Raw genomic sequence first — 16708 nt, 5'->3', positions numbered from 1 at the left:
GGGACGACGAATTTAAAAAGAATTCTGTCCCACTCCCCCTTTAACTATTTCTAGCAAAGGAGTCAAAATATATTTATCAGTCTTATTTGAAGAATTTTTCTACTATTATTTTAGAAGCGATGCCTTTTTCAAAGGTACAGAAACGATTGTAAAAAGCTTGATATTTCTCACTATATTCTTCTTGTACGTTAGCAATATTTTTTATTGATTCAATCAAGTCATCATTTGTTTTAATTAATGGACCTGGTGCTTCTTTTTCAAAATCGAAATAAAAGCCTCGTAATTTATTTTTATAAAATTCTAAATCATAGGTAAAGAATAATAATGGTTTCTTTGTATTTGCAAAGTCAAACATGACTGAAGAATAATCTGTGATGCATATGTCTGTAATTAAATACAAATCACTGATTTCTGGGTATTTTGCACCATCAATAACAAATTCTTTTAGTGATTCACTTAAATTTAACGCATTACTAATAATAATATGTGGGCGTAAAATGAGAATATAGTCATCTCCAATACTTTCTTTCAATTTATGTAAATCAAGTTTTAGATTGATGATATGTTTTTTGGCTTTATTAATTTCGTCATCCCTGAAAGTTGGCGCGTATAAAATGATTTTTTTATTACTTTCAATACCTAATTTTTGTTTGATTAATTTTTTCTTCTCAGTCAGATCTATGTTTTCAATATCATAAAAAACATCATTTCTTGGGTAACCTACCTCAAGAATTTCTTTATGATAATCGAATGCTGATTTAAAACACTTGCTTGCATATGGACTTGGGGAAATTAAATAATCCCAGTTTTTAATGGCATGATTAACTCTATTTTTATAATCTTTATCTCGTCCTTGGAATGTATCAACATCATTCAACATTTTCTTTAATGGTGTCCCATGCCATGTTTGTATATAAATCGTATCTTTATGTTTTCTAATATAGTGTGGGAAGTTTTGATTGTTTACCCAATATTTTGCTCTAGACAAGTAATAGAAATATTCAGATGACAATCTCTTAACTGTTTTAACGTTTGAATCGTTGAATGGATAAAGTGTATTAGCAGCCCAAATGATTTGATACTTTTTATTTTGTTTCTTCAATTCATCATATATAAATTTTGGATTATCACTCACTAATTTCCCTACATTACTTTCAAACACAATTAAATCTTTTTTTACAGGTAATGAGTTTATTAATCCAGCATTAAATACTTCCATTGTTTTAAAATATTTTTTATTTTTTCTAAAACGATTCAGTAAATGTTGCGAAAGAATATCATACTTCATTTTACTTTTAACTTTACTAGTCTTTTTAAAGCTAGTAATTGCATCAAATATTCTCTCACAATTGTGTTGATCTTTATATGCAATAAAACGATTAATACGTTTCTTTAACGACGCATCGATAACAAATTGTTTCTTTTGTAAATTATCTAGTTCTCTTTCTAATGTATCTTGTGAATTAACAATGATTCCCGGTAATTCTTGTTCTATATCAATATGAGAGCCTTCTTTTCCTAGAAATTCATTTCTATCAAATTGATAATAGATGACTGGTTTATTTAAAAAACTAAAATCAAAAGCAACACTTGAATAATCTGTAATCATTAATTTACTTTCTTTTATTAGTTTCTGAACATTTACTTCTCCTTGCTTAATTCGCGTAACATAGTTTGGAACATTGAAATAATCAATAAAAGGTTGCATATTAGGATGTAAACAAAAAACAATGTCAGTACCTTTGTCAGCGATTTCTTTTAGTTGCTGACTATGAAGTAAATTGTTCATTCTTTTTAAGTATTCCGATGTTTTTAACTGATCAATACTTGTTAACCAATCTCTCCATGTTGGAATAATTAATATTTGGTTTTTAACTTCTGAATTAGGATTAAACAATTCATCAAATCTAGCTAGTCCTGTAACAGCAACTTGTTTACTGAAGAAATTCAGATCTTTTACAACTATTTCCTTTTCTCTATTAGAACTCGTGATGAATAAATCTACGTTAAAATCTTTTAACTGGTTACCATTGATATCGCACAAATTCTTTGTACCTAAAACGCCGTGTTGTAAAAATACTTTAATGGCTTTAATTTTACGTGTATAAATTTTACTAGTTGTAGGATAAATTAATTCTGGATGATGCGTAGTACAGATGTAATCTGCTTGAAGCATAATTTTAAAGTGTTCTGCTGAATTATAGAATATGACATTTCCTAAAGGCAAAACATTTTTAGCTTCTTTAGAATTTTTTTCAATAATATAATAAACAGGTTTCTCTGGGTGATGGGTTCTCATATATTTAAAGAAGTGATAACCATTGTCCTGTGCTTTATAAGATTTTTCACCAATTACCCACACTTTTTGTTTTTCTTTTTTTAAAAAGTTGAGACGCTTTGGTCTTTTTAACTCATCCACATATGTTAAATAACTATTAATATCGTATGTATTAATTCTAAAAGATAAATTACGGCCTTTCATAGTAAAATAAGGTGTCAGTGACACTATGTTCCCCTTAAACTCAGTGATGATTTCTCCTTTTAATAGCTTTTCTGCTAATATTCTAGGATTGCCGATTTTTATTTTTATATTTTCCGATGATTCTTGTACTTTGATGTTTAAGTAAATATCGATAACATCCTCATTTTCATATTCATACTTCACGAAGTCTATCAAATCTTGATAGATATCTACTGAAAAATTATAAGTGGATGTATTATTCGTTTGATTAATTTTTTCAAGATTGATATTTACGAATTTTTCTCTTGCCGTCAGTCTCGTTTTTATTAATAGTTGTACATTCTCTAATGTCGAGTTCAGTAATGCAAATTGGCCTGCTATAGATGCTTCCTTATTGTTTATTTTTATAGTATCAATGTGTCTTCTTGAAAAATATGTCTTATTTAAAGCAAGCTCATCCAGTGCTAAATGTAAAAAGCCGTTTCTAGTTATATATGGTTGTATTTTAATATTCTCATTGGCATCAACTACCACTTCAGATAAGCCTAAAACTTCAGTTTGGTTATTTATAACTTTTAAGTTGCGTTGAGTTGTTAAAATTGGCGTCGATTCTTCTACTATGATGTATATTTTTTTATTTTCATATTGATTAAACTTCTTAGCGACTTCTATTAAATCTATTTTAAAATGTAAATCATTTTTAGCGTTTTCTAAAGTGAGCGCATCAAATTCGTTTTTTATGTACAATTTTTCAATCTTATTAATAGGATTCTCAAAATAAATATGCAATATTGATCCATCTTGCTTAATAGTTTGCAAATAAACCCCTTCTTTCAACTAAAAAATCCAAGCAACATATTAATATTTTTCATTATCATCATATAAACCTACTTTTAAATCGATGTATGCGTTACAATATATAATATATTACTAAATAGTATCAATAATTTATAAACTATTTTAATTATATCATAATATATATAATGATTTCGTTGACGTTATCAAACTAAGTTTAGTGTTTACCACAATCAAAAAGGGATTGATAAAGTGAAAAAGTTATTTTTAATTTTTAACAGTGCCTTATGTTTAATGCTGTTCTTTAAAAATAGACAACTTAAGAAAGAGCACAATTTTTTCTTAACAAACATTGAATCTGAAGAAGATAAATTAGATGAAATGGGCTTATGTAAAGATAAAGATGGAAATATTCATCCAAAAGAAGAGGCATTTGAATGAACCAATTAATCTCACATATATGTAACTAAATTTTGTGTTCTAAAGTGGAATTTTTTACATAACACAAGTGGGTTAGCTAGCGTATTTTCGTTAGCTTTTTTATTTTTATGACTGTAGTAGTTAGAAAATACAGTGATTTATATTTTTATATATTATTAACTTCTAATGTTATACAGAAAACTCCTTTAACTATTTCTAGCAAAGGAGTTTTAGCAATGATTATTCAGGTCTTGGGCTACGTTTCATTTTCACATATTGAGAGATACTATAAAGCGCAATACCAATCCAAATAAAAATAAATGTGATGAATTGATGGATATCAAATTGTTCTTTAAAAACAAAGATGCCTAATAAGAAGATTAAGGTTGGGCTAACGTATTGAATAAATCCTGTTAATGATAACGGAATACGTCGTGCACCTGCCGAGAATAAAATGAGTGGTATGGCTGTAACGGCACCTGAGAACATTAACCAGAATGTGTCCATATTCGCACCCACAGATGTTTGGCTTGTTTGCCATAAGTAGATAATATAAATTAATCCGGCTGGCGCTGTTACGATACATTCAATCGTTATTCCACTAATTGCTTCGACTTGAACCAATTTTTTCAATAAACCATAAATACCAAATGAGAAGGCTAACATTAACGAAATAATTGGGAATTCGCCAACTCGAATGGTCATGTATAATACACCGATTGCTGCGCACAGAATGGCGAGAGATTCAAACTTATTAAATCTTTCTTTCAAGAAAATAAATGCTAATAAGATACTTACTAATGGATTGATGTAATAACCAAGACTTGCTTGTAACACATGCCCATTAGAAACTGCCCAAATAAAAGTTCCCCAATTAATTGTAATCACATAACCAGCAATGATAATCGCGACAAGTTGGATTGGATTTGTAAAAAGATGCGTTAGATCACGTTTAAAGGTTTGTGACTTTCTTAAAATGAAGACCATTAAAATCATGAACACCATCGAAAGTACGATACGATAGGCTAAAATTTCGAATGCACTAATTCCACCTATTAAACGCCAATAAATTGGAAGTATTCCCCATAATAAATGTGCCCCTAGCGCAAAGAGTATATCTTTTTTAAATTCAGCATTAGAATCCATCTTTCAACCTCCTAGCTGTATAACCCTGGAAATATGTAATAAGTAATATATCTATCGTATCAATAGTTAAGATTATTGAATACAAAAATTGCTCAAAATTTTAAAACTATATTATTATGTAAAATCGGGTAGTATGTAGTAAATGAATTATAAAGGAGATACAGCATGGATAAAATATTGAGTTTTTTAATTATCATGTGGATGTCAACGATTGGTTTACTTAAATTTTTATATGCTCATTTTAGTTTTCCATTATTAATTCTTTTAGTTATTTTGATATTTTATCCTCAAATTAAAAATATTCTAATGGATTTAAAGAAATTCACTTTTAATTGGAAAGATACAACTTTAGTATTTGAACGAGAAAAAAACGAAACAATAAATGACCTTAATAATCTAGTTAAACTTAAAATTAGTGAAGAAGGTAAATCCTTATTATATGAAGGACATAGAGGTGGACCCTTAAAATATCCAAATAAAAAGGATTATTTATATAAAGGTGAATTAACTATAAACAAAGACTTTTTCATGCATGAAGTTAAAAAAGAAGGTAAACTTCACGTAGTCAATGAATTATACAATTGGTATGAGATTAATCGAAATCAACATTACAATGATAATTTCAGAGAAGCAATTTTAGAAGAAAATAATCCAGTAAATATTAACGCTGATAGAGCTATAAAAAGATTTTATTTATTATGTAATGATGTAGATGATATAGACGATTTTATTAATTTAGATGATATTGATAATTATAGAATCGCTATTTTTACGTTCACAGATACTATTGAAGCTATGACAAAATATGCACAACAAATGGGTACTTAATATATTATATTTTAGACATCCCTACCTCTAACTTCACACAACCCGAAGTCTTACCCAGTGTTTTAAAACTAAAAAAGCAGTGACTTCGAGAGCCACTGCCATAAATCATTTTGTATTATTGATAGATTTTATTGCCTGATTTTCTAAACTCTTCAGCTTTTTCTTTCATACCTTCTAATTGCTCTTTATAAGAGTCACGAATGTCATGGGATAATTTCATTGAACAGAATTTCGGACCACACATACTACAGAAATGCGCAATTTTCGCAGCTTCAGATGGTAAGGTTTCATCATGGAATTCTCTAGCACGTTCAGGATCTAATGATAAGTTAAATTGGTCAATCCAACGAAATTCAAAACGTGCTTTACTAATTGCGTCATCTCGCACTGTCGCGCCTGGTAATCCTTTCGCTAAATCAGCCGCATGTGCTGCGATTTTATAAGTCACTACGCCATCGCGAACATCGTCCTTATTCGGTAAACCAAGATGTTCTTTAGGTGTTACGTAACATAACATCGCTGTGCCATGACTCGCTATTTGAGCTGCGCCAATAGCAGACGTAATATGGTCATAAGCTGGTGCGATGTCAGTAACTAAAGGTCCTAATGTATAGAATGGTGCTTCTTTACAATAGACATCTTCTAAGTCTTGGTTCTCTTTAATTTTATGCATTGGAATATGCCCAGGTCCTTCAATCATGACTTGTACATCATGCTTCCATGCAATCTCAGTTAACTCACCTAGTGTTTTAAGCTCTGCAATTTGGCTTTCATCATTCGCATCATAGATAGAGCCCGGACGTAAACCGTCTCCTAATGACACGGCTACATCATATTTATTTAAGATTTTACAAATATCTTCAAAATGGGTATATAAGAAACTTTCTTCATGATGTGCAAGACACCATTGCGCAATGATTGAGCCCCCGCGTGAGACAATGCCTGTTAAACGGTCGACAGTTAATGGAATATAATGTAACAACACACCGGCGTGAATTGTGAAGTAGTCGACGCCTTGTTCAGCTTGTTCAATAAGTGTGTCTCGATAGACTTCCCAAGTTAAGTCTTCAGCTATCCCATTCACCTTTTCCAAAGCTTGATAAATCGGCACGGTACCGACTGGCACTGGTGAATTACGAATTAAATATTCGCGAGTAGAATGGATATTCTTGCCTGTCGATAAGTCCATCATCGTATCTGCGCCCCAATGAATGGCCCATACCAATTTCTCGATTTCCGCTTCGATTGATGAAGACACAACGGAGTTACCAATGTTCGCATTAATCTTAACTTTGAAGTTCTTACCGATAATCATCGGCTCTGATTCAGGATGATTAATGTTATTCGGAATAATCGCACGTCCTCGCGCAATTTCATCTCTAACGAATTCTGGATCCACTTGTTCACGAAGCGCAACAAACTTCATTTCTTTCGTAATAATGCCGCGTTTCGCATAATGCATTTGCGTTACAACTTTATCTTTCATTGCACGTTTCGGTTGATAATGAAAAGGGTGCGCCACATAGTTCTTGTGTCCATCTTTCTTAAAGCCATTATCAATCGATTGAATCTTGCGTCCTTCGTAACTTTCAATGTCCTCACGTTCCACAATCCATGAACTTCTAAGTTTAGGAAGTCCTCGATTAATATTTACCTCGTAATTCTCATCGTGGTATGGACCTGCTGTGTCATATACAACGACAGGTTCATTCTTGAAAGAGCGATTCTCAAGTTGCGTATCCGACAATTCAATTTGTCGAAATGGTACTTTGATATCAGTGTCTTCTCCTTGTTTGAAAATACGTGTGCTTGCTGGAAAATTCTTTTTAAATTTAATTAATTCTTGTTTCATATACATAACCTTTCTAAGACGCTAGGGTTATCTCAGATGACTGATATAAAATTGCGCACAAAAAAACATTCAGCTAAACACTGAATGCATAAGAAAATAAGCGAAAGTATATTAAACAAATGTATGTATCTCAACGTATTAAAGTAGAACACGGAAGAACCAAGTTCCTTTAATACCTCTTAGTTTAAATGTACTCACTTGCTTCCCTACGCTAGTACTAACTAGATCAGGTAAAAAGGGTTGGAGCCTTAAACTCCTTTCAGCCACTTAAAGCACCCCTAGCAGATGATATTGTATTACAAGCATAATTATACCAAACGTGTCATATTACTACAAATTAAGATTTGTTGTGTACAGAAAAAACAGTGACTTTATTAGCCACTGTCAAAACTTCGCTTATCCACCAAAGAATAAGTCAATAATGTCACTTGTTCTATTATTATCGACTTTATAAAACTCTGTATAACCACAATTTTTACAAGTAATTGTCTTAAAGTTGTTATGTTGTACATCAAACATCTTTGATAAACCTGAACCTGTTGCAGATAACGTGCCTTCTTCCACTTCCGTATGACCACATTTTACACAACCATTACCTTGATTCTCAGACATAAAATCACTCCTTAAATGACTTCTTATCATTCTTATAACCTATAATGCAATGTTTAAGCATTAAACCTTAATACAAGTCTTTACGAACTCTTATAAAGCGCGATTTAATACTCTTTATTAAAATATTATCTTCAAATCAACGCTAGTAAATAATACTTTAATTCTTCTCTTTGCGATTAGTGTAATAAGCGTGAACAAAAAATGCTACTTGCATAAGCGCCAATAAAATGATTGATGCTATGAGTGATACGATAATGAATTGGCTGTCTGAATGATTATGCGCTCTAAATAATTGGCCAATGATGTTGGGTAGGCAAACGATGAACGCAATAAGTGCGAATATTTTTTGTTTAACGATAAAGCATGCAATCATCACTATTGCGAGTAATACGATGCCTAATATAATACTTTGTGTTTGTGATAAAGTTGCAATTGTATAAATTGGGTAATGCTTTGAGATATAGGTACTTAAAATCATAAGTCCAAATATGATTGCGCCACCTATAAATGCAAATAGATAAACTTTCTTTTGCTCGCCGTATTTAATAAAGATTTTTTTCAAAAGAAATAGCGGAGCTATAATACTTATTACGAATATGAAAATCACGTTTAAGATATAGCTTACCGTTAGCGAGAATTCTTTATCAAATAAGTCCGGAATCGTGTAGATTGCGAACATAAAAATTGCGAAATAAGTAAGATACTTAGGTAAGCCTTTAGTAAAACTCATTTCTTTGGAAAAGTTATCTGCATACTCTTTCACAGGCGTGTTTAAAATACCGCTAACATCATCGCCATTTTGCTCTGCTGTTTCAAAGTGATCTTGTAATTCATCACCAATTGCATGTACTTCTTCTTCGTCTTTACCTCTAAATAATAATTCAGCTTTCAGTTTAAACAAGTAGTCTTCTTGTTCTTTACTTAGCATCTTCATCACTCTCCGAATAAATTATTCATTCCTGAGTTGAGATAACTCCATTTTTCTTTAAAACGTTGTAACTCTTCTTTGCCACTTTCAGAAATAGTGTAATACTTACGTTTTGGTCCGCCGTTGTCTGATTTGCGAGTAGTTGTATTCACATAGCCTTTTTTACTTAATCTCAGAAGCACTGGATAAATACTACCATCGCTTATTTCAGGAAACTGATTTTCTTTTAATTTCTCTAAAATTTCATAACCATACGTTTCGCCTTTTGCTATAAGTCCAAGTATTGCGCCATCTAAAAGCCCCTTCATCATTTGATTGGATACTGACATGTCATCACCTTTTTATTAACTATCTTATAATATAAGATAGTATATTATAAAAAAGAAGTCAACTATCTTACGTTAAAAGATAGTGACTCTTAAATAGTTGCTAAATTGCAGTTTATTAATTTTTATTGGCTCTTACTTTCAGTTTTTAAAAAGATGAAATAAATTTTATTTTTATCTTATAAAAAATATATACAAATGCGTTAATAGGATTATACTAGAAATGTATCACATAGAATTCCATATATGTGATGAATAAATATATGGAGGTGATGCCATGCTAGCAATGCTAGCCGTGTCCATTGTAGCTAGTATAATTAGTCATTTAGTGATTAAATTTTTAGATAGTTTAATCGCTAAGCTAATTAACACGTTACATAAGTGACACAACAAAAAACCCCCAGCAGCTTTGAGGAGCCTGGGGGCTTTTTCATGCTAGTAATGCTAGTTATGTATATATTATATTTCATGTTGTGTAATTTGTAAACTTAAAATCATAATATTATCCCAACTCACCCCTTACAATGAGATTTTAAAGGCATATTATAAGTAAAATAAAAAGGCAATTTCTATCGAAGCTCAATAGAAATTGCCTTGTGATATATATGCGTTTGTTATGTGTTTAGTTTTGTGTAAATGTTTCGATGACTTCTTTGATGGCTTTGTCCCAATATGCATAATCATGTTTCCCTGGGCTTTCTCTGAAGTCGTAGTTAATACCTTTGTCATCGAGATATTTTATGAAATCTAAGTTATCTTGATAAAGTTCGTCTTCGGTCCCACACATAATAAGTAGTTCTGGTAAATCTTGTTTGTTATTAACTGCTTGATCTACTAAATGATATGGATCAAAGTCAGTCCCTTTGACGTCTTTATTTTCACCGAGAATAGATGCTGGTGAGAAATCATAGTACTCATAATCTTTAAGCATTGTAACGTCAAACGGTGCAGAAAGGATGCCTGCTTTCGCGAAGCGCTCACTTTGTGTGAAAGCAAATTTTGTTGTACCGAAACCGCCCATTGAGTGACCAGCGATAAAGTTGTCTGCGCGATCTTTAGATAATGGAAAGATTTGATGAACATAATCATAGACTTCCATTACATAATCATAATAACTATGTCCATATGCCATATTTGTATAGAAACTATGATCGGCGTCCGGCATGATAATGGCAAGTTGATGTTCATTCGCATAGCGTTCAATGCTAGTATAACGTTTGTACGAATGTGTATCGCTTGATAAACCGTGTAACACTAACATTGATTTTAATGGGTTTGCCTCTTCATCTTTTTTAAAAAAGCTTTCATCTTCTGGTAAGATAACGTTTAATGTTTGATGTTTACCAATTGTTGTTGATAAATAATTCAGTTCAATTAATGCCATGTGAGGATTCCTCCTAATCATTCATTATTATGTTGCTGGGTCTAACTTTTTCTCAAGTAAGCGTAAAAGAACGTCGATTAATACAACGATTACGACAATAGGAAGTGCACCAGCAAGGATAAATAAGGTACCGTCTGTTGCGTTAGTACCACGAATGACCACGTCACCTAATGTTGGCGCGCCGATAAATGAACCAACGGCAACTACACCGATTGCAACGACTAATGCAATACGAATACCGCCAATAATAACGGATAATGATAATGGCAATTCAATCATTCGTAATACTTGGTTACGCGTCATGCCCATGCCTTTACCAGCATCTCTAATGTTGGCATCTACACCTGTTATACCCGTATATGTGTTTTTAATAATTGGTAATAGGGCATAAAGGAACACGGTAAATATAACGGTATTCATACCTAAACCAATACCGAGCATTAAAATCGCTAACATTGCAATGACCGGTACTGTTTGAATAATGTTGGCAATAGTGATGATAACACCTGATAATTTGCCAAAACGTGCAATTAAAATACCTAATGGAATACCTATTAAAGCAGCGAATAATACACCATAGACTGACATTAAGAGATGATTAACGAATAGTTCCCAAAGGTAGCCAAAGTTTGTTTGATAATAATTAATTAATTGTTGAAATAAATTACCTTCCATTATTTTTGACCACCTTTCTGTTTATTGTCTTCATCGTCGAAATAATTGTGTTTCTTCAAGAAGTTTTCTGCAACTGTAGCAGGTTCTTGACCTTTACCGTCTGCTAAGTAGTTTAATTTTTGCATTTGTTCAGTTGAAATTTTATCTTCTAATTTCTTAATGATTGGTTTTAATTCAGGTTTTTCTTTTAATAATTCGTCTGTTGCTAGTGGACTGGCATCATATGGTGGGAAGAATTTACGATCATCTTCTAAGACTTTTAAGTCATATGCTGCGATACGTCCATCTGTTGAGTAACCTACTGCAACGTCTAATTGTCCTGCATTTAAAGCATCATAGACTAAACCAATTTGCATTGGTCTTACTGTACCAAAGTCCATGCCATATTCTTTCTTGAATCCAGGATAACCGTCACCTTTACGGCTCATCCAAGCGCTATCCATACCGATGCGTAAGTCTTTGGCATGTTTTTTCAAATCTGAAACCGTTTCAAGGTTATATTTTTCCGCTGTTTCTTTGGTTACCATTAATGCATACGTATTAGCAAATCCGTATGAGTTAAAGAATGTTTGATCATATTTATCTTTAAAGCCTTTTTTAGTTGCTTTCATTGCTTTGTCAGGATCTTTAATTGGATCTTCACCTAAGGCACCTGTCAAATCTGTACCTGTATAACGCGTACCTGACATATTTGCTTCACCACTTGTAATAGCATTATGTTGAATAACACTTGAACCTAAGTTGTTAATCAACGTTGGTTGAATTTTACCGTTTGTGTCATGTTCAATAAGTAATCTCAGCATATGTGAGATGATTTGCGATTCACTTGTGCCTAAACTTGTAATTCTAACATCGTCATCTGAATTACTGTTTTTCAAACCAGGTAAATTACATCCAGATAACACAGTTAGAGACAATATTAAAACTATGATATATTTTTTATAATTTTTCATAATGTCCTCCTTCATTTATTATCTGGAAACTCTAAGTCCTTTAGGGACCACCCATTTTTCAATAAGAGATAAACAGAAGTCTACAATTAACGCGAGTGCTGTAACTAAAATCGTACCGATAATAATCATTGCAGGTTCATATAAACTTAAACCGTTGAATATAAAGTCACCAAGACCACCTGCACCGACGTAACTGGCTAGTGTTGCCCAACTGATAACATAAACAGATGACAGACGAACACCACTTAGAATCATCGGTAAGGCTAACGGTAACTCTACGTCTTTCATTAATTGAACGCCTGTCATTCCCATACTACGTCCTGCTTCACGAACGTTACCATCAATATTTTGTACGCCAATAACCGTATTATTTAAAATTGGTAAAAGTACATATAAGAATAAAGCTATAATCGCTGGCGTCTTGCCGACACCGAATAACGGAATCATTAATGCTAATACGGCTAATGTTGGAATGGTTTGTAATATTCCGGCAATCGTTAATGCAATCTTAGAAAGGCGTTGTGTCTTTGATAACAAGATGCCTAAGGGTACTGCGATAATAATCGCGATTAAGAGTGAAACGACAGAAATGTAAAGATGTTCTAACGTTTTAGAGAATAATGTGCCTGCGTTGTCAGCTAAAAATTGCATCATTGTTGTTCAGCTCCTAAAGATTCAGGCTCAATAATGCCATCCTCTGAAGTTGACGCCGTTTCATCCTCTTCTCCCCAGATACTGTCATAAACAATATCTACTAAGTTTGCTCTAACTACTAAACCGACAAGTGTACGGTTGTCACTGTCTACTACTGGTACGTTTCTTACATTGCGTTTAAGAATCGTACGTACAGAGTCTTGCAATTTACTATCAATTCTGACGCTATAAATATCACGTTGCATTGTGTCGATTAACTCTTGTTGACGACGTAAGCCTTGGTTAATATCTTCAATATCAAGATAACCTAATAAGTGATTGTCATTGTTCACTACGAAAATGGTATCCACTCTACGTTCACGCATAATGTTTACTGCATCGTTTAATGATTGATCAACGTGTACTGTGACGGGTTTTACCATTGCATCTTCAACTGTACGGATATTTGGACGGTCTTGGATTAGACGATTTTGACCGATAAAGTCACGTACGAAATCATTAGCTGGGTTTCTTAAAATATTGTCTGGCGAATCATATTGAACGACTTTACCGTTTGTCATAATACAGATTTTATCTGCTAATTTAATCGCTTCGTCCATATCATGCGTAACAAAGATAAAGGTTTTACCCAGTTGTTTTTGTAATTTCTTAACTAAGTCTTGAAGTGTATCTCTTGTGATAGGGTCAAGCGCGCCAAATGGTTCGTCCATTAAGATAATGTCTTGTTCAGCGGCTAACGCACGAACAACCCCGATACGTTGTTGTTGACCACCTGATAATTCAGATGGATAGCGATCTAAATATTCCTCTGGTAAATCAGCTAATTTAATAAGCTCTTTTGCTTTCTCATCTTTTTTCGATTGTGACCATTTTAATAATTTAGGTACTAAAACAATATTATCTTTCACTGTCATGTGTGGCATTAAGCCAATTTGTTGAATCACGTAACCAATGCTACGACGTAACTCAACAGGGTTCATTTGACGAATACTCTTACCATCAATAGTAATGTCACCTTCTGTTGCTTCAATCATGCGGTTAATCATACGTAATGCAGTCGTTTTACCACTACCGCTTGTACCGATGAACGCAACAAAGTCTCCTGATTCAATATCAATATTCATATTGTCTACAGCTTTCTTTCCACCTGCATAGACTTTCGATAAGTTTTTAATACTTAACATTTGTCCATTCCTTTCTTTAAGATTGATAATGACCTAAAAAATGAGGACTTAATGTGGATGTTATACAAAGCGCACTAAGTAACAACAAGGCACAATAAGTCCTTCATATCGGGTGCTTCAACTTTTAATGCATGTCGTAGTCTTTCAACTACTTACGCTTAATTTGAATCTGGTGTCCTAACTGTTTAGGTGTTGTCTCTAATTCATGTGTTTCGAAATAGCGATGAATATGCTCAGCGATATGAGATGGGAAAGCATCAGGTTTACCTCTTTCAGTATTGATGCCCATTAACATCACTTCATATGTTGCGCATAGTTCGTCTTGTCCATCTCTTAACTCCATAAATGTGTGTAATCGTTTGCTGTCGTAATCGTAGAGATAAACATTGACTGTAATATCCTCATGCTCTTTCATTTCTTTTAAAAATGTGACATGGTTCTCTAACGTGAAGACAGTATAATTTAATGTCTCAATAGCTTCTAAATCAAGACCAAGATGTGCTAGCCAATCATCCGTAGCTTGGCTAAACACACGATTATATTCAGCATCATTCATATGGCCGTTATGATCGACCCACTCTGTCTTTACTTTTGAATGAAAAGCGTAGCGATTTGTCATTTAAAACACCGCCTGGTTAGATTTTTTCATCGCTGCTGTATCTTCTGGCCAATATTCTTCAGCTAATTTTTTAACTTTAATTAAGAATTCATTTCGTTTTTGGTCTAATTCTGACATTGTATAACCTTGTGATGATGCTTCACTACCGCTAACTACTTTTTCATATAAATCATCTGTAAGCTCTGGTGCGACTAATTTAGTCCATGGTTTCTTCAATGCTGGACCAAATTGTTTTAACATGTGACGCATACCGCCTTCACCACCAGCTAAGTGGAAGGTCATGAACGGACCATATTGCGCATAACGTAAGCCGGCAGCATGTGTAAATGCTTTGTCGACTTCTTCTGTAGTTGCAATACCATCATTGACGATATGCAATGCTTCACGCCAAAGTGCCTCCATAAGACGGTCAGCAATGTGTCCTTCAACTTCGTGTCTTACATGTAAAACATCCATGCCAATATCTTCATATATCTTCTCAGCTTTGATGATTGTTTCTTCTGAAGTTTGTTCGCCGCCTACAATTTCAACTAACGGTAAAATATAGACTGGATGGAATGGATGCGCTACAACAAGTCGTTCTGGATGTGATAAATTCTGTTGTAGTTCTGTAGGCATAATGCCAGAAGTACTTGAGCCAATTGTGGCATCCGCTTTAGCGTAGAAATCAATTTCTTTTAATACTGCGTCTTTAATTTCTTCTACTTCTGGAACATTTTCTTGAATATGATCTGCTTCTTTAACCGCTTCTTCTAAGTTTGGCGTGAAAGTCAGATTATCAAGTGAGGCATTCTCTGCTAAGCCCATTTCTTCGGCATATGGCCAATTTTGTTTAACTTGCGCTAGCATTCTTTCATACGCGCCTTCACTTGGATCTGTAGCGATGACTTCATGGCCATGAGCTAACATTCTAGTTATCCAGCCACTACCAATGACGCCTGTTCCTACAACTGCGAACTTCATTATTGGCCTCCTTTTGGATCCCTTAAATTAAATTTCTCTCTTGCTTCTGCTGGTGTTAATGGTTCGATATCTAATTCAGCTAATATTTTTTTAGCTTCTTCTACAAGTGCTTCGTTTGTTGCTTTAACACCTTTAGAAATATAAATATTGTCTTCTAAACCAACGCGAATATTACCACCGCGTTTTGCAACTTCTTTTACTGTTGGTAATTGCATTTTTCCAATCCCAAATGCTGACCAATGCGCATTCTCTGGAATACGTGATACTAAATAATCAATTGTTTCTGGGTCGTTCTCTGCGCCCCAAGGTATACCTAAACAGAATTGGAACATTGGGTCGCCGTCAATTAATCCTTCATTGATTAATTGCTTCGCAAAGCTGACATGACCTGTATCGAAACATTCTAATTCAGGTTTTACGCCTGCATCTTTGACCATTTGTGCTTGTTCTCTAAGCCATGCAGCTGGACTTATATAAATTGAATCTCCCATGTTTGCGCTACCACAATCTAATGTGCACATTTCTGGAAGTGAATCTTTAACTGGACGATGGCGTTCTTCAGGAGTTTGAATCCAAGTACCTTCACCGCCTGTTTCTGGGTGTTCTTTACTTGGCATGAAGTCTCCGCCACCGCCTGATGTAACGTTAATGATAATATCTTCATCTGCTTCTCTTATTAATCTTACTGTTTCTGCATAAAGTTCTGGATCATGACTGACAGCCCCTGTCTTAGGGTCTCTTACGTGAATATGAGCTACTGTTGCTCCTGCTTTCGCACATTTTATAGCTGAGTCAGCTATTTCTTGTGGTGTAACTGGTACATTTTCATTTTTTTCAATTGTATCTCCTGCGCCTGTAATCGCTGCTGTTAATACAACTTTTTGCATCGTTATCACCTCGGTTGATTT

The 16708-nt window shown here is 33.6% G+C and carries 16 protein-coding genes and 1 riboswitch; of the genes, 2 read left to right on the top strand and 14 right to left on the bottom strand.

Translation table 11 applies throughout. The features are described 5' to 3' along the window. Positions 1-82 precede the first annotated feature (82 nt). The gene (locus tag E2558_RS08420) at positions 83-3280 is read right to left on the bottom strand and encodes a CDP-glycerol glycerophosphotransferase family protein (protein WP_126564710.1); all 3198 of its coding nucleotides are present in this window, start codon (positions 3278-3280) and stop codon (positions 83-85) included. Positions 3281-3508: 228 nt separating this feature from the next. Between E2558_RS08420 and E2558_RS08415 the strand changes: the two genes are divergently transcribed. After that, a complete protein-coding gene (locus E2558_RS08415) occupies positions 3509-3697 on the top strand; it encodes a hypothetical protein (protein WP_126564711.1) in 189 nt (62 codons plus the stop codon). A gap of 219 nt (positions 3698-3916) precedes the next feature. Here the strand turns inward: E2558_RS08415 and rarD are convergent, their stop codons facing one another. Continuing rightward, complete coding sequence (gene rarD, locus E2558_RS08410; RefSeq protein WP_126564712.1) at positions 3917-4822, bottom strand: EamA family transporter RarD; 906 nt, start codon at positions 4820-4822, stop codon at positions 3917-3919. 165 nt (positions 4823-4987) lie between these two features. Here rarD and E2558_RS08405 point away from each other — a divergent pair, with 165 nt between their 5' ends. Then, positions 4988-5650: a hypothetical protein gene (locus E2558_RS08405; protein WP_126564713.1), complete on the top strand. Its 663-nt coding sequence runs from the start codon at positions 4988-4990 to the stop codon at positions 5648-5650. Positions 5651-5765: 115 nt separating this feature from the next. Here E2558_RS08405 and thiC read toward each other — a convergent pair whose 3' ends face one another. The 12 genes from thiC to E2558_RS08345 all read right to left on the bottom strand — a co-directional run bounded on the left by thiC (position 5766) and on the right by E2558_RS08345 (position 16687). After that, the gene (gene thiC, locus E2558_RS08400) at positions 5766-7502 is read right to left on the bottom strand and encodes a phosphomethylpyrimidine synthase ThiC (RefSeq protein WP_126564714.1); all 1737 of its coding nucleotides are present in this window, start codon (positions 7500-7502) and stop codon (positions 5766-5768) included. A gap of 186 nt (positions 7503-7688) precedes the next feature. Next, a riboswitch (TPP riboswitch) is annotated at positions 7689-7792 on the bottom strand. 106 nt (positions 7793-7898) lie between these two features. Next, positions 7899-8114, bottom strand: coding sequence for a zinc ribbon domain-containing protein (locus E2558_RS08395; RefSeq protein ID WP_126564715.1), 216 nt, complete (start codon positions 8112-8114; stop codon positions 7899-7901). A gap of 157 nt (positions 8115-8271) precedes the next feature. Continuing rightward, the gene (locus E2558_RS08390; protein ID WP_126564716.1) at positions 8272-9042 is read right to left on the bottom strand and encodes a hypothetical protein; all 771 of its coding nucleotides are present in this window, start codon (positions 9040-9042) and stop codon (positions 8272-8274) included. Positions 9043-9047: 5 nt separating this feature from the next. Beyond that, complete coding sequence (locus E2558_RS08385; RefSeq protein ID WP_126564717.1) at positions 9048-9371, bottom strand: PadR family transcriptional regulator; 324 nt, start codon at positions 9369-9371, stop codon at positions 9048-9050. A 619-nt stretch (positions 9372-9990) separates the two neighbouring features. Further along, on the bottom strand, positions 9991-10752 hold the full coding sequence (locus E2558_RS08380; protein ID WP_126564718.1) for an alpha/beta hydrolase: 762 nt from the start codon (positions 10750-10752) through the stop codon (positions 9991-9993). Between the two features lie 27 nt (positions 10753-10779). After that, a complete protein-coding gene (locus E2558_RS08375; RefSeq protein ID WP_126564719.1) occupies positions 10780-11427 on the bottom strand; it encodes an ABC transporter permease in 648 nt (215 codons plus the stop codon). Then, complete coding sequence (locus E2558_RS08370; RefSeq protein WP_126564720.1) at positions 11427-12380, bottom strand: osmoprotectant ABC transporter substrate-binding protein; 954 nt, start codon at positions 12378-12380, stop codon at positions 11427-11429. Before E2558_RS08370 ends, E2558_RS08375 begins: the two co-directional genes overlap by 1 nt. Before the next feature lie 18 nt (positions 12381-12398). Continuing rightward, positions 12399-13034, bottom strand: a complete 636-nt coding sequence (locus E2558_RS08365) for an ABC transporter permease (protein ID WP_126564721.1) — start codon at positions 13032-13034, stop codon at positions 12399-12401. Then, positions 13031-14218 (bottom strand): betaine/proline/choline family ABC transporter ATP-binding protein, encoded by a 1188-nt coding sequence (locus E2558_RS08360; RefSeq protein WP_126564722.1) that lies wholly within the window; start codon positions 14216-14218, stop codon positions 13031-13033. Before E2558_RS08360 ends, E2558_RS08365 begins: the two co-directional genes overlap by 4 nt. A 148-nt stretch (positions 14219-14366) precedes the next feature. Then, positions 14367-14837: a thioesterase family protein gene (locus E2558_RS08355; protein WP_126564723.1), complete on the bottom strand. Its 471-nt coding sequence runs from the start codon at positions 14835-14837 to the stop codon at positions 14367-14369. Beyond that, complete coding sequence (locus E2558_RS08350; RefSeq protein ID WP_126564724.1) at positions 14838-15800, bottom strand: 3-hydroxyacyl-CoA dehydrogenase NAD-binding domain-containing protein; 963 nt, start codon at positions 15798-15800, stop codon at positions 14838-14840. Continuing rightward, entirely contained in the window at positions 15800-16687 is an 888-nt protein-coding gene (locus E2558_RS08345) for a beta-keto acid cleavage family enzyme (RefSeq protein WP_168210229.1), read from the bottom strand. The genes E2558_RS08350 and E2558_RS08345 overlap by 1 nt, the downstream gene beginning before the upstream one ends. Between the last annotated feature and the right edge of the window lie 21 nt (positions 16688-16708).

It is taken from the genome of Staphylococcus pragensis (assembly GCF_004785665.1).
Classification (GTDB): Bacteria; Bacillota; Bacilli; order Staphylococcales; family Staphylococcaceae; genus Staphylococcus; species Staphylococcus pragensis.
This window is presented reverse-complemented; position numbering and strand designations above follow the sequence as displayed.